The sequence below is a fragment of the Mesorhizobium sp. M0208 genome, assembly GCF_040322015.1.
Taxonomy (GTDB): Bacteria; Pseudomonadota; Alphaproteobacteria; order Rhizobiales; family Rhizobiaceae; genus Mesorhizobium.
This window is the reverse complement of record NZ_JAMYSP010000003.1, coordinates 204,113-221,510: the sequence shown is the minus strand read 5'-3', so window position 1 is coordinate 221,510 and position 17,398 is coordinate 204,113. Positions and strand designations below refer to the sequence as shown.

General features: G+C 63.1%; 21 protein-coding genes and 1 pseudogene. 13 read left to right on the top strand and 9 right to left on the bottom strand.

The window, feature by feature from the left end; translation table 11 throughout:
- Positions 1 to 47: 47 nt before the first annotated feature.
- The 6 genes from NKJ17_RS04870 to NKJ17_RS04845 form a co-directional block, all read right to left on the bottom strand.
- Entirely contained in the window at positions 48 to 785 is a 738-nt protein-coding gene (locus NKJ17_RS04870) for a DUF899 domain-containing protein (protein ID WP_352687284.1), read from the bottom strand.
- Positions 786 to 936: 151 nt separating this feature from the next.
- Positions 937 to 1,962, bottom strand: a complete 1,026-nt coding sequence (locus NKJ17_RS04865; RefSeq protein ID WP_352504999.1) for a class I fructose-bisphosphate aldolase — start codon at positions 1,960 to 1,962, stop codon at positions 937 to 939.
- 140 nt (positions 1,963 to 2,102) lie between these two features.
- On the bottom strand, positions 2,103 to 3,299 hold the full coding sequence (locus NKJ17_RS04860) for a phosphoglycerate kinase (protein WP_352504998.1): 1,197 nt from the start codon (positions 3,297 to 3,299) through the stop codon (positions 2,103 to 2,105).
- Positions 3,300 to 3,460: 161 nt separating this feature from the next.
- Entirely contained in the window at positions 3,461 to 4,315 is an 855-nt protein-coding gene (locus tag NKJ17_RS04855) for a lytic transglycosylase domain-containing protein (RefSeq protein WP_352504997.1), read from the bottom strand.
- Between the two features lie 4 nt (positions 4,316 to 4,319).
- Positions 4,320 to 5,573: a flavodoxin-dependent (E)-4-hydroxy-3-methylbut-2-enyl-diphosphate synthase gene (gene ispG / locus NKJ17_RS04850; protein WP_352504996.1), complete on the bottom strand. Its 1,254-nt coding sequence runs from the start codon at positions 5,571 to 5,573 to the stop codon at positions 4,320 to 4,322.
- Positions 5,574 to 5,780: 207 nt separating this feature from the next.
- A complete protein-coding gene (locus NKJ17_RS04845; protein ID WP_254816530.1) occupies positions 5,781 to 5,960 on the bottom strand; it encodes a YdcH family protein in 180 nt (59 codons plus the stop codon).
- 239 nt (positions 5,961 to 6,199) lie between these two features.
- Between NKJ17_RS04845 and NKJ17_RS04840 the strand changes: the two genes are divergently transcribed.
- Positions 6,200 to 6,403, top strand: a complete 204-nt coding sequence (locus tag NKJ17_RS04840) for a YdcH family protein (protein ID WP_023678480.1) — start codon at positions 6,200 to 6,202, stop codon at positions 6,401 to 6,403.
- A 32-nt stretch (positions 6,404 to 6,435) separates the two neighbouring features.
- Here NKJ17_RS04840 and NKJ17_RS04835 read toward each other — a convergent pair whose 3' ends face one another.
- Positions 6,436 to 7,239 carry an IclR family transcriptional regulator gene (locus tag NKJ17_RS04835; RefSeq protein ID WP_352504995.1) on the bottom strand — a complete coding sequence of 268 codons (804 nt, stop codon included), beginning with the start codon at positions 7,237 to 7,239 and terminating at the stop codon, positions 6,436 to 6,438.
- A 128-nt stretch (positions 7,240 to 7,367) separates the two neighbouring features.
- Here NKJ17_RS04835 and NKJ17_RS04830 point away from each other — a divergent pair, with 128 nt between their 5' ends.
- From NKJ17_RS04830 to NKJ17_RS04775, 12 genes are all read left to right on the top strand, one after another.
- Positions 7,368 to 8,249 carry a transporter substrate-binding protein gene (locus NKJ17_RS04830; protein ID WP_254816528.1) on the top strand — a complete coding sequence of 294 codons (882 nt, stop codon included), beginning with the start codon at positions 7,368 to 7,370 and terminating at the stop codon, positions 8,247 to 8,249.
- Positions 8,250 to 8,317: 68 nt separating this feature from the next.
- A complete protein-coding gene (locus tag NKJ17_RS04825; RefSeq protein ID WP_352650808.1) occupies positions 8,318 to 8,983 on the top strand; it encodes an amino acid ABC transporter permease in 666 nt (221 codons plus the stop codon).
- Position 8,984: 1 nt separating this feature from the next.
- Complete coding sequence (locus NKJ17_RS04820) at positions 8,985 to 9,635, top strand: amino acid ABC transporter permease (RefSeq protein WP_352650810.1); 651 nt, start codon at positions 8,985 to 8,987, stop codon at positions 9,633 to 9,635.
- Between the two features lie 4 nt (positions 9,636 to 9,639).
- On the top strand, positions 9,640 to 10,434 hold the full coding sequence (locus NKJ17_RS04815) for an amino acid ABC transporter ATP-binding protein (protein WP_352489302.1): 795 nt from the start codon (positions 9,640 to 9,642) through the stop codon (positions 10,432 to 10,434).
- A gap of 34 nt (positions 10,435 to 10,468) precedes the next feature.
- A complete protein-coding gene (locus tag NKJ17_RS04810; RefSeq protein WP_254816524.1) occupies positions 10,469 to 10,927 on the top strand; it encodes a RidA family protein in 459 nt (152 codons plus the stop codon).
- Positions 10,928 to 10,953: 26 nt separating this feature from the next.
- Complete coding sequence (locus NKJ17_RS04805) at positions 10,954 to 12,159, top strand: aminotransferase class V-fold PLP-dependent enzyme (RefSeq protein ID WP_352687277.1); 1,206 nt, start codon at positions 10,954 to 10,956, stop codon at positions 12,157 to 12,159.
- Positions 12,160 to 12,325: 166 nt separating this feature from the next.
- Complete coding sequence (locus NKJ17_RS04800; RefSeq protein ID WP_352687274.1) at positions 12,326 to 13,273, top strand: metallophosphoesterase family protein; 948 nt, start codon at positions 12,326 to 12,328, stop codon at positions 13,271 to 13,273.
- Between the two features lie 14 nt (positions 13,274 to 13,287).
- Positions 13,288 to 13,632 carry a cupredoxin domain-containing protein gene (locus NKJ17_RS04795; protein ID WP_352687406.1) on the top strand — a complete coding sequence of 115 codons (345 nt, stop codon included), beginning with the start codon at positions 13,288 to 13,290 and terminating at the stop codon, positions 13,630 to 13,632.
- 25 nt (positions 13,633 to 13,657) lie between these two features.
- A complete protein-coding gene (locus tag NKJ17_RS04790; protein ID WP_352687272.1) occupies positions 13,658 to 14,218 on the top strand; it encodes a sigma-70 family RNA polymerase sigma factor in 561 nt (186 codons plus the stop codon).
- Positions 14,215 to 15,048, top strand: a complete 834-nt coding sequence (locus tag NKJ17_RS04785; RefSeq protein ID WP_352687269.1) for an anti-sigma factor family protein — start codon at positions 14,215 to 14,217, stop codon at positions 15,046 to 15,048. Before NKJ17_RS04790 ends, NKJ17_RS04785 begins: the two co-directional genes overlap by 4 nt.
- A gap of 124 nt (positions 15,049 to 15,172) precedes the next feature.
- Positions 15,173 to 15,670, top strand: a complete 498-nt coding sequence (gene purE, locus NKJ17_RS04780; protein ID WP_023678468.1) for a 5-(carboxyamino)imidazole ribonucleotide mutase — start codon at positions 15,173 to 15,175, stop codon at positions 15,668 to 15,670.
- Complete coding sequence (locus NKJ17_RS04775) at positions 15,667 to 16,743, top strand: 5-(carboxyamino)imidazole ribonucleotide synthase (protein WP_352687266.1); 1,077 nt, start codon at positions 15,667 to 15,669, stop codon at positions 16,741 to 16,743. Before purE ends, NKJ17_RS04775 begins: the two co-directional genes overlap by 4 nt.
- Before the next feature lie 91 nt (positions 16,744 to 16,834).
- Here NKJ17_RS04775 and NKJ17_RS04770 read toward each other — a convergent pair whose 3' ends face one another.
- Positions 16,835 to 16,966, bottom strand: coding sequence for a hypothetical protein (locus tag NKJ17_RS04770; protein WP_352687416.1), 132 nt, complete (start codon positions 16,964 to 16,966; stop codon positions 16,835 to 16,837).
- A 15-nt stretch (positions 16,967 to 16,981) separates the two neighbouring features.
- Positions 16,982 to 17,157, bottom strand: a pseudogene (locus NKJ17_RS04765) (lysozyme inhibitor LprI family protein); the annotation flags it as partial.
- Positions 17,158 to 17,398: the final 241 nt, after the last annotated feature.

Sequence of the window (17,398 nt, the reverse complement as noted above, 5' to 3'; positions counted from 1 at the left end):
CATGTTGCATTGGAGGTGAACGACCTTACAGTGACACCCTTGTCGCCTCAATGGCAGCAGTCATGTGTCCCGGATTGATCTTCGTACTCGTCATGCAGCCGCACCCAGTCGACGAGGCTATGATGCGGGCCGGTTTCGTTGCGACCCTTCGGCGTCAGGTCGAGATAATGATAGGCGCCGATCAGCGGATCGCCGCCTCGGGAGCGCAAGACGAAGGTCAGGAAGATGTCGCCCTTCTCGTCGCGATAGAACACGCTGGCGCCGGGAAGGTCTTTCGAGTTTCGCGCGCGCCGCTCGAAATTGTAGGTCGTATCGCCGACCGCGATCTGCTTGTCCGTGAATGACACCTGCATATCGAAGTTGAAGTCCGAGGCGTAGGACGACACCCAGTCGAATTTCCAGCCCATACGCTGCTTGTAGGGCAGCAATTCGGCCAATGGCGCCCGCGCTACCACGACAAGTGAGACATCGTGGTGCCTGAGATGCTGGTTGGCGCCGTCGATATGATCGGCAAGGAATGAGCAGCCCTCGCAGCGATAATCGGCGCCCGGCCCGAACATGAAATGGTAGACGATCAGCTGGCTGTTGCCGCCAAACAGGTCGGGCAGTTTCTTTGGCCCTTGCTCGGTTTCGAAGACGTAGTCCTTGCGGATCTTCAACCACGGCAGTTCGCGGCGTTCGGCGGCGACACGATCGCGAAAGCGGGTCAATTCCTTTTCGCGCGCCAGATGCGCCTTGTGCGCCTGAAACCAGTCTTCCTGCGAAACGGTCTTGTTGTTTGGCATAGGTCTGCTCCTCTTTTCACGGAGGACGTTCGGCAGCGAGGAATACCGACACCGGGCTGCATTTCAGTTGCAAGAAATTGCACCCCTTGCTGCTTTCAAACAAAAACCCGGGCACGTGGCCCGGGTCGGGAGAAACGCAAGATGTCTTCGGTCAGGCGGCTTGCTCAAGCTTCGGCTGCCATTGTCCAAGCGCTGCCAGATGATTCATGTGGGCGCGATGGGCGAAGGCGGCCTGCGCGGCGGCGACGTTCGCTGCCTTGCCGCCCCAGGCCTTCTGCGGAGCGGCCTGCAAGGCGCGGCCATAGGAGAAGGTCAGCTTCCACGGATGCGGGCCGATGGCGTTGATGGCATTGAGGTTGGCGGTCGCCTCCTCGTCCGATTGTCCGCCCGAAAGGAAGGCGATGCCTCCAATCGCCGCCGGCACCGTCTCGCGGAACAGTTTTATGGTCCTTTCGGCAACTTCCTCGGGGCTGCTGACCTTGCCCGATTTCTTGCCGGCGAGGACCATGTTCGGTTTCAGGATGGTGCCTTCGAGCGCGACGCGGGCCGCATAGAGCTCGGCGTACAACTTTGTCAGTGTCGCCTTGCTGATCTCGTAGCACGTGTCGATGTCGTGGGCGCCGTCCATCAGCACCTCCGGCTCGACGATCGGCACGATGCCGGCTTCCTGGCAAAGCGCGGCGTAACGGGCGAGCGCATGGGCGTTCGAGGCGATCGAGGTGGCGGAAGGCACGCCCTTGGAAACATCGATGTCGATCACCGCGCGCCATTTGGCAAAGCGGGCGCCGAGCTTGTAATAGTCGGCGAGGCGTTCGCGCAGGCCGTCCAGGCCTTCGGTGATGGTGTCGCCGGGAAAGCCGGCCAGAGGCTTGGCGCCGGCATCGACCTTGATGCCGGGGATGGCGCCTGTTGCCTTGATGATGTCGACCAGCGGCGTGCCGTCGGCGGCCTTCTGGTGGATGGTCTCGTCATAGAGGATGACGCCGGAAATGTATTTGGTCATTGCCTCGCTGGCGCGGAACATCATCTCGCGATAGTCGCGCCGGCTGTCGGCGGTCGACTCGACGCCGATGACGTCGAAGCGTTTCTTGATGGTGCCGGAGCTTTCGTCGGCCGCCAGCAAGCCTTTGCCATCGGCCACCATCGCGGCGGCAATGTCCTCGAGACGTTCGCTCATCGTGCTTCTCCTGAAAGAATTGATCCGCGCCCAGCAGACCACCAGAGCCACGCAGGTTCAAGTCGAACCATTTCGTCAAACAAGCGCGAATCGATTGAAAGTCGCGGGGGCACTCCTTCGCGCTGCTCTTGCGGTCGCGCTCAGCGCTTCAAGACGTCGACGCCGGGCAAGGGCTTGCCTTCCATCCATTCGAGGAAAGCGCCGCCGGCCGTCGATACATAAGTAAAATCATCGCTGACGCCGGCATGATTGAGCGCTGCCACCGTGTCGCCGCCGCCAGCGACCGAGACCAGTCTGCCGGCCTTGGTGCGCGCTGCCGCGTGCCTGGCCGTCGCCACCGTTGCGTGGTCGAATGGCTCGATTTCGAAGGCGCCGAGCGGCCCGTTCCAGACCAGCGTCGCGGCGCGGTCGATCCATTCGGCAATGGTCTTCACGGTTTTCGCGCCGACATCGAGGATCATGCCATCGGCCGGCACGTCTGCTATGGCGACGGTCTCGCTGGCAGCACCGGCCTTGAACTCCCTGGCGACGACGCCGTCGGCGGGCAGGATGATGGCGCAGCCGGCCTCGGCCGCCTCGATCATGATCTGCTTGGCGGTGGTCGCGAGATCATGCTCGCACAACGATTTCCCGACGTCGGTGCCGCGCGCCGCTAGAAACGTATTGGCCATGCCGCCGCCGATGACCAGCGCGTCGACCTTCTTCACAAGGTTCATCAACAGGTCGATCTTGGTCGAGACTTTGGCGCCGCCGACGATGGCGACAACCGGACGGACTGGATTGCCAAGCCCCTTTTCCAGCGCATCGAGTTCGGCCTGCATGGTGCGCCCAGCGAAGGCCGGCAGCACATGCGCCAGCCCTTCTGTCGACGAATGGGCACGGTGCGCAGCGGAGAAGGCGTCGTTGACGAAGATGTCGCCATTAGCGGCGAGCTTTTCGGTGAAGGCCGGGTCGTTCTTCTCCTCGCCCTTGTGGAAGCGGGTGTTCTCGAGCAGCAGCACGTCGCCGCCGTTCATGGTAGCAACGGCATTTGCGGCCTTGTCGCCGATGCAGTCGGCGGCAAAGCCGACGGGGCGGCCGAGCACGTCCGCCGTCGCCCTGGCGATCGGTTCGAGTGAGAATTCGGGCGCCGGTCCATCCTTGGGCCGGCCGAAATGGGCAAGCAGGATGACCTTGGCTCCCTTGCCGGACAGCTCGGCGATGGTCGGCGCAATGCGCTCGATGCGGGTGGCGTCGGTAACCTTGCCCTCGGTGACGGGAACGTTGAGGTCGACACGCACCAGCACACGCTTGCCGCTGATATTGCCGATGTCGTCCAGTGTCTTGAAGCCGGCCATGCTGATCCCTTTCGCGAAAAATCGCGGGGACCTTACCCCGCATCGACAACGATGCAAGACCTGGCTAACGGCTCACCGAAAATATGATTTCACGTGTCGAGGACGAAGTGCCCACGGGGAGCAAGATGGCAGCAATGGCGCGAAACGCACCGACATATGGCTTACCGATTGCGCACCACGATGCATGCGCCGCCCACGCTGTGCAGTTTCTGGCAAATATCGTCGGCCTTGGCTTTAGTGTCGGCGCCGATCCGCACCGCATAGATGCCGCGTCTGCCGATCGGTGTGCGCACCCGGCTGACCACCGGATCGCGACCGCTGAGCAAGGCTGGAAACCGGCGCTTCACGTTGCTCCACTGATTGAGCGCCGCGGCGCGACGGAAATTGCCGGCCACCTGCACGCCCCACGGCTTGATGTTGATCGACGACATCGGCACGGTTCTGGACATGATCACCGGCAGCTCGCGGCAAGCGGCAGCGAAACTCGCCTTCTTGTCGAGCGGCCGGATGACGCCGGCATACGCGGCATCGGTGAACTTGTCGGCCGGCTCGCCCATAACGTCCAGGACGTAGCTTTCGGTCTCCATCGGGAGGAATCCGCCGGAATTCAGCCAGCGCGTCACCCGGCTCTCGCCAGCATTGTAGGCTGCGGCGGCGAGGCCCAGATTGCCAAAGCCGGTCTTCATTTCGGCGAGATATTTTGCCGAGGCCGGGATAGCCTGCTCGATATCGAACGAATTGGCGAGCCCGCGCATCTTGGCGGTGCCCGGCATGAATTGGGCGATACCCTCCGCGCCGACGGGGCTGACCGCGTTGGGATCGAAACGACTCTCCTTCCAGATCAGCCGGGCAAAGAAATCCCGGGGCAGGCCGTTCTGGTCGGCATGCGTCTCGATAAGATCGCAAACTCGATCGATCAGCTTCTGCTTGGCGGGCCGCGGCGGATCGGCCTGGACGGCCGCCGCCCAGCCCAGCCCGGAAATGACAACCAGCGTCGCCCCAAGCAAACGCCGCATCGAACTACTCCGCCGCGGCTTTGCCGTGTTGCCCAAACCGCCGTTCGATGTAGTCGGAAACCATTTTCTCGAAATCCGCGGCGATCGACGGGCCGCGCAGGGTCGCCGCCTTCTTGCCGTCGACGAACACCGGGGCGGTCGGCGTCTCACCGGTGCCGGGCAGCGAAATGCCGATATCGGCGTGCTTGGATTCGCCCGGACCGTTGACGATGCAACCCATCACCGCGACCTTGAGGTTCTCGACGCCGGGATATTGTTCGCGCCACACGGGCATGTTCTTGCGCAGGTCGGCCTGGATGTTCTGGGCAAGCTCCTGGAACACGGTCGAGGTTGTGCGCCCGCAGCCCGGGCAGGCGGCGACGATCGGCACGAACTGCCGGAAGCCCATGGTCTGCAACAGCTCTTGCGACACCTGCACCTCGCGCGTGCGGTCGCCGTTTGGCTCCGGCGTCAGCGAGATGCGGATGGTGTCGCCAATGCCCTGCTGAAGCAGGATGCCCATGGCCGCGGACGAGGCGACGATGCCTTTCGAGCCCATGCCCGCCTCCGTCAGGCCGAGGTGCAGCGCATGGTCGGAACGGGTGGCAAGCTCGGTGTAGACGGCGATCAGATCCTGCACGCCGCTGACCTTGGCCGACAGGATGATTTTCTCGCGGGCAAGGCCGATCTCTTCAGCCATTTCGGCCGACAGGATTGCCGACTGCACGATTGCCTCGCGCGTCACTTCCTGGGCGGTCAGCGGAAAGCCCTGGGCCTGGTTGTCGTCCATCAGCCGGGTCAGCAGGTCCTGGTCGAGCGAACCCCAATTGACGCCGATGCGCACCGGTTTGTCGTATCGGATCGCCATCTCGACGATCGCGGCGAACTGCCGGTCTCTCTTGTCCTTGAAGCCGACATTGCCGGGATTGATGCGGTATTTGGCCAGTGCCTGGGCGCAGGCCGGGTGGTCGGCCAGGAGCTTGTGGCCGATATAATGGAAATCGCCGACCAGCGGCACGTCGATGCCGAGTCGTTCCAGCCGCTCGCGGATGGCCGGCACGGCGGCAGCGCTTTCGTCGCGATCGACGGTTATGCGCACGATCTCGGAGCCGGCGCGATGCAGCGCCGCCACCTGTGCGACCGTCTGATCGACATCGGCCGTGTCGGTGTTGGTCATTGACTGGACGACGACCGGCGCGCCGCCGCCGACAATCACGCCGCCGACATCGACACCGATCGACCTGCGGCGTGGGAAGGGTGAGGAAAAATATCCGGTCATGCCGGCTGCCTTTAATCTTGAAGGTCCGGGCATGAGGTGGAGGAGCAAAGATGGCTTGTCAATGGCGACTGGCGCGCAGGCCTAGCAAATCGGAAATGACAAGACGGCAGCTTGCCGCAAATCCACAGGCATTTCCGGCAGCATAGCGGTATGCCACCGGAAAGGGACGCGCGCCGGGCGGCGCGCGCTTCTAGTCCTGGAAGGGCTTCAGTGCGTCGTCGGTTTCGCCTTCAGTTTTTCAATCTCGTCCTTGAGCGCCAGCTTGCGCCGCTTGAGATTCACGATTTCGAGGTCGTCTACCGATGGATGGGCCATCGCATCGTCGATTTCCCGTTCGATGTCGCCGTGTTTCCGCTGCAGCTCATCAAGATGGGATGCAAGAGACATGATTGGTTCTCCCTTTCATGGTTTCCTCGATTGCAGCCGCCAAGGCACGTCCACCGCAGGCTCGCTTCTGTGACGGCATAATGACAGTGTGCCACCATCGAGCACCGATGTCGAATGCTGCGTGGTAGCATTCCACGACAATGTGAAATGTGGTATGGGCTGCGCGCCGGTGCAAGAAGGCCCCGGTCCCGCCCAATCAGGCCCAGTGTTTGGGCGCCGCAGACGTGCAGACGGTAAAAATGTCCGATCAGGAACAGGCTGATATCCGCCTCGAATATTCCCGGCTGAAGCAGGAACACGCCGATTTCGATGCGGCCATCAATGCGATGATCGCCATGAATTGCGACCCGCTGCAGATCCAGCGCATGAAGAAAAAGAAGCTTTTCCTGAAGGACAGGCTGATGGCGCTGGAAGACAAGATCATTCCAGACATTATTGCTTGAACGAACGCCGGCGCCGGCCTGCTGGAAAAGCGCTATGCCGCGATCGAAAGCCGTGCGGCGCGCTCGCGCAACAACGCTATCAGATCGTCGGTCTTTTCGGTCGAGGTATCGATCGGAACCACCAGGCACATCGTCGCCTCGACCCTGCCCGGCGCTGAAAAAACCGGCGCGGCCAGGCATTTCGTATAGGCATCGACAAGGCCGGAGGTGACGCAGTAGCCGGCCGACTTGGCGACGGCGATGTCAGCTATGAAATCGTCGAGCCGCAACCTGCGGCCGTCCGGCAGCACGAGATCGTCTTCCGAGACCATATCCTCGATCGCCGCCCTGTCGAACCCGGCGAGGAGCAGCCGCCCGGAAGCTGTCCAGGGAAGCGGTATTTGCAGACCCGTCGCCGAACTGATCCTGAATGGCCTCGTTCCCGGGCTTGAATGGACGATGGTGTAGCGGCCGCTTTGCAGCATGCACAGCTCCGAGGTCTCGCCGGTCTCGCGCGACAGATGGTCGACTTCCTGGCGCCCTCGCCTGAGCAGGTCGTTGCCCCGCACATAGTCCATTCCGTAGAGATAAAGCTTCTTTCCGAAATAGACCCGATTGCCGTCTCCGGCCATCTCAAGCAGGCCTGCGTCGACCAGCGAGCGCACCAGCGTATAAGTCGTCGAACGCGGCGCGTTCACTCCTTTGGCAAGGTCGCCAACGCCGATCGCGCGCTGGGTCGTGTGGAGAAACTCCAAAATCTGGAGAACCCGGTTGAGACCCTTCTCCCGAGAGCCCGAGGTCTTGTCTTCGTCCAGTCCGGCGTCCGGTCGAGCGGCCAATGCATTGCCATCTTGCATTATCGATCCCTGATGTTAATCTGTCTTGTACAGAGTACAGGCGTCTCTTGTAAGAGACAATTACATCAGTTGCAACCGATGCCTGTATCGCTGGTCCAAAGGGGAACACAACACGAAAGGAGGTCGCCGTGAACGACACATCCAAAAGACGTGAATTTCTGAAACTGGGAATGGCCGGGCTTGCAACGGCCGGAGTGATGAGCGCCGCTACCGCGGTCGACGTTCAGAAAGCGGCGGCCCAGGCAGCGCCGGACAGCCTGCTGCGCACCGTCCTCGAGCGCGGCAAGGTGATCGTCGGCACCGGCAGCACCAATGCGCCCTGGCATTTCGAGAACGACGCCGGCGAACTGGTGGGCATGGACATCACCATGGGTCGCATTCTCGCCAAGGGGCTCTTCGACGACCCGACCAAAGTCGAATTCGTCATGCAGGATCCGGCTCAGCGCATTCCGAACGTGACCACCAACAAGGTCGACATCACCATCCAGTTCATGACCATGACCGCCCAGCGCTCGCAGCTGATCCACTTCTCCAGGCCCTACTACGTCGAAGGCATCGCCTTGCTGACCCTTCCGAACGCCGAAAACAAGACCTTCGACAAGCTGCTTGCCGCCGGTTCGGCGACCCGGATTTCCATCCTGCAAAACGTTGATGCCGAGGCAAATGTGCATATCGTGCTGCCGGAGTCGCAGGTGATGCAGATAGACACGCAGGCCAACGTGCTGCAGGCCCTGGAATCCAAGCGCGTCGACGCTGCCGCGGTTGATCTGTCAACGGTCCGCTGGCTCGCCTCGCGCAATCCGGACAAATACTTCGATGCCGGCAAGAGCTGGTTCTCGATGCTTTATGGCGCCGCACTGCGGCAGGGCGACCTCGACTGGCTGACCTTCGTCAACCAGACCTTCACCATCGCCATGTTCGGCCATGAAACGGCACTCTACGACGCTGCGTTCAAGGATTATTTCGGACAGGAGCCGCCGGCCCGCCATCCCGGTTTCCCGGTCATCTGATGCAAGCAGGCGGAAGGACAAACGTCCTTCCGCCCCCCTCTCATCACAGCCCTCTATGACGGGGATGCATGGGTTATACCCTCAACTTCAACCTGATCTGGCGGCATTTCGACAAGCTCTGGGGCGGACTGCTGTTAAGCCTCGAACTGGCCGTCATCTCGATCGCGATCGGCATCGTCATCGGGCTCGTTCTGGCGGTCTGGTACGTATCGGCCGGACGTGCGGTGCGGACCATCATCGCGGCCTATGTCGAGTTCATCCGCAACGTGCCGCTGATCCTGCTCGTCTATCTGGTCTTCTACGGCCTGCCGACGGTGATCGACATTGCCTACAGTGCGCAAACCTCATTTATTGCCACGCTATCGCTCTACAGCGGCGCCTACCTGGTCGAGGTGTTTCGCTCGGGGCTCGAGGCGGTGCCGCGCGGACAGCTCGACGCCGGCAAGGCAATCGGCCTGACGCCATGGCAAAGGCTGCTCCACGTGCGCCTGCCGACGATGCTGCGCATAACCCTGCCGGCGCTTTCCAACACATTCATATCGCTCTTCAAGGACACGTCCGTGGCATCGGTCATCTCGGTACCCGAGCTCACCTACGGCGCCCAGTGGATCAACTTCAACACGTTCCGCATTGTCGAGGTCTATCTGGTGGTGACGGCGATGTACCTGTTGACCGGCTATGCACTGCTTTTCGCCTTGCGGCTGGTCGAGCGCCGGTTCAAGGCGGCGCGCTGAGATGCTGAGCCAGATCATCTACGCCTTGCCGTTCCTCGCCCAGGGCTTTGCGGTAACCTTGTGGGTGTCGCTGCTGGTCGTGGTGTTATCGCTCATCGCCGGCGTGCTGATGGGCGTCGGCCTTGTCTACGGTCCGGCTCCGCTGCGCTGGGCAGTGCGCATCTTCAGCGACACCATACGCGGCATTCCGATCCTGGTGCTGATCTTCTTCGTCTATTACGGCCTGCCCGCGGTGGGGCTGCATCTGGAATCCTTTTGGGCGGCCGTACTCGCCCTCACCCTCTTCAAGACCGCACAGGTGGTCGAATATCTGAGGGGCGCCGTCGGCTCGATTCCCAAGGGTCAGTCCGAGGCGGCGATGGCGATCGGACTGACCTTTCGCCAGCGGCTGGCCTACGTCATTTTTCCGCAGGCGTTCAGGCGCTTCCTGCCACCCTGGATAAATGGCGTGACCGACGCGGTGAAGGGCAGCGCGCTGGTCTCGCTGCTCGGCATCACCGACCTGATGCAGGCGATCAACCAGGTCATCGGCCGCACCTATGAGGCGATGCCGCTCTACATTCTCGGTGCGCTCGTCTACTTCGCCGTCAACTACGCCCTCTCCTTGGCCAGCCGGCGGCTGGAGCAGCGTTTCTCATTCATCCGGGAATAGCAAGATGTCCAATGCCTCGCACCAGAATCCGGCACTTCTCGATGTCTCCGAGGTTTCCAAAGCCTTTGGATCCGTCGAGGTCCTGCGCTCGGTCAGTCTCAAGGTGACACGCGGCGAGGTGGTGACTGTCATCGGCCCTTCCGGCAGCGGCAAGACCACGCTGCTGCGCTGCGTCAACTTCCTGGAGAGCTACGACAGCGGCTCGATCCGTATCGATGGCAAGGAGGTCGGCTATCGCGAGACGGGAACACGCCAGCGACGCAGCGAGCGCGACCTGGCGGCGATGCGAGCCGAGACCGGAATGGTGTTCCAGAGCTTCAATCTGTTTCCGCATTTGACTGCCGCCGGCAACATCATGCTTGGCCTGCGCAAGGTGCGCGGCAAGAGCAATGCCGAGGCCCGCACCATTGCCGAGCACTGGCTCGGCCGGGTCGGCCTCGCCCATAAGGCCGACAGCCTGCCGGCCGAGCTGTCCGGCGGCCAGCAGCAGCGCGTCGGCATCGCCCGCGCGGTGGCGATGGAGCCGAAGATACTGCTTCTCGACGAGATAACTTCGGCGCTCGACCCCGAACTGGTTGGCGAGGTGCTCGAGGTCGTTCGCAGCCTCGCCGAAGACGGCATGACGATGCTGATGGTCACGCATGAGATGGCTTTTGCACGCGATGCATCGAGCCGCATCGTTTTCATGGCGGACGGCGGCGTCAGCGCCGTCGGACCACCCGCCGAGATTCTGGCGGCGGGCTTCGACAATGAACGCCTTCGCAGCTTCCTGGCGCGATTTCGCGCCTCGCATTTTTGACATCGGACGGCGAAAGCTGTCGCAAGGAGCTTTTATGACGCCTTACATCCGGCTCGCGGAATTGGGCCTGACACTGCCCGAGCCGCCGAAGCCCATCGCCAACTTCGTCACCTATGCCGAGAGCGGACGGCTGATCTTCCTCTCCGGCCAGGGGCCGTTGCGCGCCGACGGCGCGCTCTGCACCGGCAAGGTCGGCGACGACGTCAGCGTTGAAGAGGCCTATGGGCATGCGCGTCTGACCGGCCTGAACCTGCTCGCCGTCATGCATGCGGCGGCCGGCGACCTCGGCCGCGTCGTGCGCGTCGTCAAGCTGCTTGGCTTTGTCAATGCGACGCCGACATTCAGCGAGCACCCCAAGGTGGTGAATGGCTGTTCCGATCTTTTCGCCGCCGTCTTTGATAAGATCGGCGGACATGCCCGCTCGGCAATCGGTGTCGGCTCGCTGCCGGGCAACATCACAGTTGAAATCGAGGCGGTCGTCGAGATCGCCTGAAATCGTTCGAAACAGGATCTGCAGAGATGACGACCTATGCCGCTGACCGTTCCAACACGACAATACGCGAACGGCTTGGCCTTCGCCCGATCATCAACGTTTCCGGTACGATGACGGCGCTCGGCGCTTCGATCATCGTGCCAGAAGCGATTGCCGCAATGTCGGAAATCGCCTCGCAATGGGTCGAGACGGACGATCTGCAACGCGCCGCAAGTACTGTGATTGCACGCCTCACCGGCGGCGAGGCCGGCTTCATCACCGCGTGCTGCGCCAGCGGCATAACCATGGCGATTGCCGGCGCGATGACCGGAACCAGCCTTCTTGCGATCGAGCGGCTGCCGGACGACACTGAGGGCCTCAAGTCGGAGGTCATCGTCCAGCTCGGTCACATCGTCAATTATGGCGCGCCGATCGACCAGTCGATCCGGTTGGCCGGGGCGAAGACAATACCCGCCGGCACGGTCAGCGTGACGCAGGATTATCATGTGCGCGACGCGATCCGCGACCGCACCGCAGCCGGCCTCTACGTAGTTGCGCACCACACGGTGCAATACGGCATGCTTTCGCTCGAGGAGTTCTGCGAGATCTGCCACGCCAAGGGCGTGCCGGTGATCGTCGACGCCGCCTCCGAATACGACCTGCGCGGCTTTCTCGCACGCGGCGCCGACATCGTCGTCTATAGCGGGCACAAGTTCCTCAGCGGACCGACAAGCGGCATCGTGACGGGGCGCACGGATCTGGTGCGGGCCGCCTATCTCCAGAATCGTGGCGTTGCGCGGGCGATGAAGGTGGGCAAGGAAAGCATTGCCGGTACCATGGCGGCCCTGGAAGCCTGGGAGCGGCGCGACCATGCCGGCATCCGTCAGCGGGAGGAAGCCGCCCTGCATCTGTGGAAAGACGCATTGCAAGGACTGCCTGGTATCGCCGCGCATATCATTCCCGATCCGACCGCCAATCCGCTCGACCGCCTGCAGGTGTTTGTTACGCCTGAAAGCAGGTTCACCGCCGCCGGCCTTGCCTCGGCGCTGGCGGCGGGCTCGCCCCCCATCATCGTGCGCAACCACGAGGTCGAGCGCGGTCACTTCTTCCTTGATCCGTGCAACCTGCACCCCGGCGAGGCAGAAATCGTCGCCGAGCAGCTTCGCGCCGTGCTGACCGCGAAGGAGCGTCCTGCGGATGCGATGAAACCCGCTCGCAAGCAGTCCGCCGGGGCCTTGCGCTGGCCGGACTAGATATCGCCAGAACGTGGTCGAGCCAGTGCCTTCCAGCGCCGGCTTGGCATCGGGCCATTGCGCCATCACGGCACTGTGAATGACTTTTTGGTCGTCGGGCGGAATAAACCACCCCGCCCATTGGTCTCCCAAGCAGACGCCATTTCCGGCGTTGCAGGAGACCGGTATGACCCACCACCACGACAATGAAGCTGACGGCATCAGCCGCCGTCATGCACTGGAATGCATGATCTGGGCCGGCACGGGAGTGCTGTGGACGATTTCGGCCGGCGTGCCGGTTTCGCTGAGCCTGCTCGGCGCGGCGCAAGCCGCAGAGGCCTTGGCCACCGGCTTCACTTTCCTTCAGATCTCCGACAGCCACATCGGCTTCGACAAGGCTGCCAACCCGCACGCCATCGACACGCTGAAGGAGGCCATCGGCAAGATCCAGGCGTTGCCGCAAAAGCCCGCTTTCATGATCCACACCGGCGACATCACCCATTTGTCGAAAGCCGCGCAGTTCGACAACGCTGCCCAGATCATCGGCGGCGCAGGCTTCGACGTACATTATGTGCCCGGTGAGCACGACCTGATCGACGACGGCAATGGCCAGGCCTATCTCGACCGCTACGGCAAGGGCACCAAGGGCGCCGGCTGGTATTCGTTCGATCAGAACGGCGTCCATTTCATCGGGCTGGTCAACGTCGTCAACCTGAAGGCTGGCGGGCTGGGCAATCTCGGCGCCGACCAGTTGGCATGGTTGGCCGATGATCTGAAGGCGGTCACCGCCTCGACGCCAATCGTCGTCTTTGCCCACATCCCGCTATGGGCTGTTTATCCCGAATGGGGCTGGGGCACCGATGACGCGGCGCAGGCCTTGGCCCTGCTCAAGCGCTTCGGCTCCGTCACCATACTCAACGGCCATATCCACCAGATCATGCAGAAGGTCGAAGGCAACGTTACCTTTCATACCGCGCGCTCGACCGCTTTCCCGCAACCGGCGCCGGGCACCGCAGCCTCACCCGGGCCGATGACGGTACCTGCCGGCCAGTTGCGCAGCCTGCTCGGCACGAGCAGCGTGACAGTCAAGCAAGGCGGGCAGGACCTCGCCATCATCGACAGCACGCTGGCCTGAGGGGAAATGCGATGATGCGCTTCCCATCCCGCGTCTTGGTCGTATCCCCTGTCACGCTCGGTTTGGCGGCGATCCTGATAATGGTTGCCATGCCACTGAACGCAGCAGACCAGTCAATGATCAAGATCGAGAACTTTGCCTTCACACCGGCGGTGCTGACGATAAAGCAGGGCACTACTGTAACCTTCGAGAATGACGACGACATCCCGCATCTGGTGGTCGCCAACGATGCCTCGTTTCGCTCCAAGGCGCTTGACACCGGTGACACATATGCCTTCACCTTCACCAAAGTGGGCGACTATGCCTATTTCTGCGGGCTTCACCCGCACATGCAGGGCAGGATCACCGTCGCTCCGTGAGGATTTTCGGAAGGTTCTGCCCGGGATGCCGGGCGATGCGACGGTGTTGAACCAAGAGGCCGCGACCGAGCGCTTTCGCGAGGTGGTTCTGCCCCATCTCGCGGATGCGCTTGCGCTTGCCCGCTGGCTGACGGGCAACGCCGCCGATGCGGAGGATGTGGTGCAGGAGGCCTGTTTGAAGGCGCATGCGGGCATCGCCGCCTATGCCGGCGGCAATGCGCGCGCCTGGCTGCTGGCGATCGTGCGCAACGCCTCTTACTCCTGGCTGGCGCGCAACCGGCCGCGCAGTATCGTCGCCGTCGGCGGCCTGAGCGACCTCGATGACATGACGGCTGCATATGGCGCCGGCCTGCCCGATACGGATAATCCTGAGGCAAGCCTGATCGCCAAGGCCGACACGGCCGCACTCGAGGCGGCGATCGCCGCGCTGCCGCACCAATTTCGCGAGACTGTGGTGCTGCGCGACGTCAACGGCCTCAGCTATCGCGAGATCGCGACGCTGCTTGGCGTGCCGCTAGGCACGGTGATGTCGCGGCTGGCGAGGGCGCGCGGTCTGCTGATATCCCAACTTGGGAGGGCGCCATGAGCGCGCACAACGATGGACTGCCCGATGACCCGGCGGGCGTGGCGCTGATGATCCATGCCTTGGTCGATGGCGAGCTCGACGCAGCAGCAGCATTGGCTGTCGAGCGACGCATCGCGGCCGACCCGGCGCTCGCCGCCGAGCATGCCCGTATCGTTGCGCTGCAGACGGTCGTCAGCGGGCTGCCGAGGCTCGATGTCCATGAGGATTTCAAGGCTCGCATCACTGCAATCGGGACAGCCGGTATGGAGAAAGTGCTGCCGGCGCCGGCGCCCGCCGCTCGAGTGCCGCCGGCACACAGAGCCGTGCACCGATTTGGCGCGTTCGACTGGCGCGCGCTGGCGGCGTCGATCGTCGTTACGGCTGTGCTGGCCAGCGGCGCGACGCAATGGATGATGCTGAGCAGGGCGCCCGACAGCTTTGCCGCCGCGGTCGCCAACGGCCATCGCCGCAGCCTGCTGGCAGCCAGCCCGGTGGACGTCGTCTCGTCGGACCGGCACACGGTCAAACCCTGGCTGGATGGCAGGGTCGGCCTGTCACCGCCGGCACCTGACCTTGCCAGTGACGGCTTCGCGTTGCTCGGCGGCCGGGTCGAGGTGATCGCGGACCAGCCAGTGCCGGCACTGGTCTACAGGCACCGCGAGCACCTGATCACTCTCGTCGCCGCGCCCGAGGAAACCGGCTCGACAGCCGGACCGGTCGATCTTTCTGCTGGTGGCTTCTCGCTGGTCCACTGGAGCGACAGCGGCTTTTCCTACTGGGCGATTTCCGATACCGAACGGCCTGAACTTGACGACTTCGTCAACCGCTTCCGAGCAGCGGCCGCCCGATGACAGACCGCGCAAGTCCATGTGCGTGGCCACGCAGACGGCACAAGCGGCTTTGCCGTTTCCGGCCATCCTTGCGGCTCCCCTCGATTTCCGCTAATGCGCGCCTTTGCCGCCGGAGAGCAGAAGCTTGGACGATCACCGCGCCGACGTCGCCATCATCATGGGCAGCCAGTCCGACTGGGCGACGATGCGCCACGCCGCCGAAACGCTTGAGGCGCTTGGCATTCCGCACAAGCGCCTGATCGTCTCGGCCCACCGCACGCCCGACCGGCTCTATGACTTCGCCAAGGGCGCCAAGGCGGCCGGCTACAAGGTGATCATCGCCGGTGCCGGCGGTGCGGCGCATCTGCCGGGCATGACGGCGGCGATGACGCCGCTGCCGGTGTTCGGCGTGCCGGTGGAATCAAAGACGCTGTCGGGCCAGGATTCGCTGCTATCAATCGTGCAGATGCCGGCCGGCATTCCGGTCGGCACTTTGGCCATCGGCAAGGCCGGCGCTGCCAACGCTGCCCTTCTCGCCGCCGCGGTGCTGGCGCTGAGCGACGAAAAGCTCGCCGCCCGGCTGGATAGCTGGCGCGCCGCGCAGACCGCCAAGGTGGCCGCCGAGCCCACGGACGCGCCGTGAGCCTGCCGGCGGGATCGAGCATCGGCATCATCGGCGGCGGCCAGCTGGGCCGCATGCTGGCGATGGCCGCGGCCCGCCTCGGCTATCGCATCGTCGTGCTGGAGCCGCAGCCGGATTGCCCGGCGGCACAGGTCGCCAACCGGCAGATCGTCGCCGCCTACGACGACGCGGCCGCGCTTGGCGAGCTGGCTGCGGCCAGTGCCGTCGTTACTTATGAATTCGAGAACGTTCCGGTCGCGGCTGCCGCGGCACTTGCCTCTACGGTGCCGGTCTATCCGCCGGCACGCGCACTGGAAGTGGCGCAGGACCGGCTGGCGGAAAAGAAATTCCTCAATGGTATCGGCATACCGACCGCGGATTTCAGTCCCGTCGACAATGACGAGGAACTGACGGCTGCGCTGAAACAGTTCAACGGCAGCGGCATATTGAAGACGCGCCGCATGGGCTATGACGGCAAGGGCCAGCGTGTCTTCCGCAACATGGAAACAGGCGGCTTTGCCGGCACTTGCGAGGCGATGGGCAACGTGCCGTTGATCCTGGAATCCTTCGTCACCTTCGAGCGCGAGGTTTCGGTGATCGCCGCGCGCGGCAGCGACGGCTCGCTCGCCGCCTACGATCCAGCGTGGAATGTCCATCGCAACGGTATTCTGCACAGCTCGACGCTGCCGGCCGGAGTAGAATCCGAGACGGCGGCTGCGGCTCAAACGGCGGCGGCGGAGATCCTTGCAGCGCTCGACTATGTCGGCGTCATCGGCGTCGAATTCTTTGTCCTTGCCGACGGTTCGCTGTTGGTCAACGAGATAGCGCCGCGCGTCCACAATTCCGGTCACTGGACGGAGGCCGCCTGCACCATCTCGCAATTCGAGCAGCACATCCGCGCCGTCGCCGGCCTGCCGCTGGGAAGTCCCGCCCGGCAGTTCGACTGCGTCATGGAAAACCTGATCGGCGACGACATCCGGCGCGTTGCTGAGCTGCTCGCCGAGCCCGATCTGATGCTGCACCTCTATGGCAAGGCCGAGGCGCGGCCCGGCCGCAAGATGGGCCATTTTACGCGCGTGAGCCGCCGCAGCTAGAGCATGATCCCGAACCGAAGGTCCGCGCTAGCGAAAAGTGGAATCCGGTTTCGGAAAAGATCATGCTCAAACACAAAGTTAGAACCTACGCTTACTGGATGTCGCCGCTCTCGTCCTCGTCGGGGCTGGCGCAGCTCACATCGCCTTCTGCGCAGGTCGAATCGGCGGTGAGCTGCTTAGTGCGATCGTCGGTCAGCCGCGTCAGGCATTCCGATATCAGCATCGGATAGATCGAGCCGCCTTCGCTGTCCGCGGCGGATAGCTGCATTCCGCGTCGCGAAAAGCGATCCAGGCGCGCTGCGCCGTCTGCAACAGCTTCCTGGCTTTTGCGTCACTTCCGCCGATGAGATCCTGGTAGGCCTTGTTGAGCTTGGCGTCGGCGGATTTGTAGTCCGCGTCGGCGCAGATGTTCATCATCTGCTGGCTGTCGTCGTTGCGGTCGCATTCCTGCGCATGGGCAACAGAGCCTGCCGCGAGGACGACAAGACAGGCGGACACAAGAATTCGGCGCATGACGATCTCCAATTCGCAACCGCATCATTCCAGCCGTCGCAAGCCTGCGCAATGCCGCAAGGCGCCAGTGGCGGATATTTGATGATACGAAACGGTCCGTATCGTTTAGGCAACGCGCTTGCGGTTGACACGGGCAACGCTC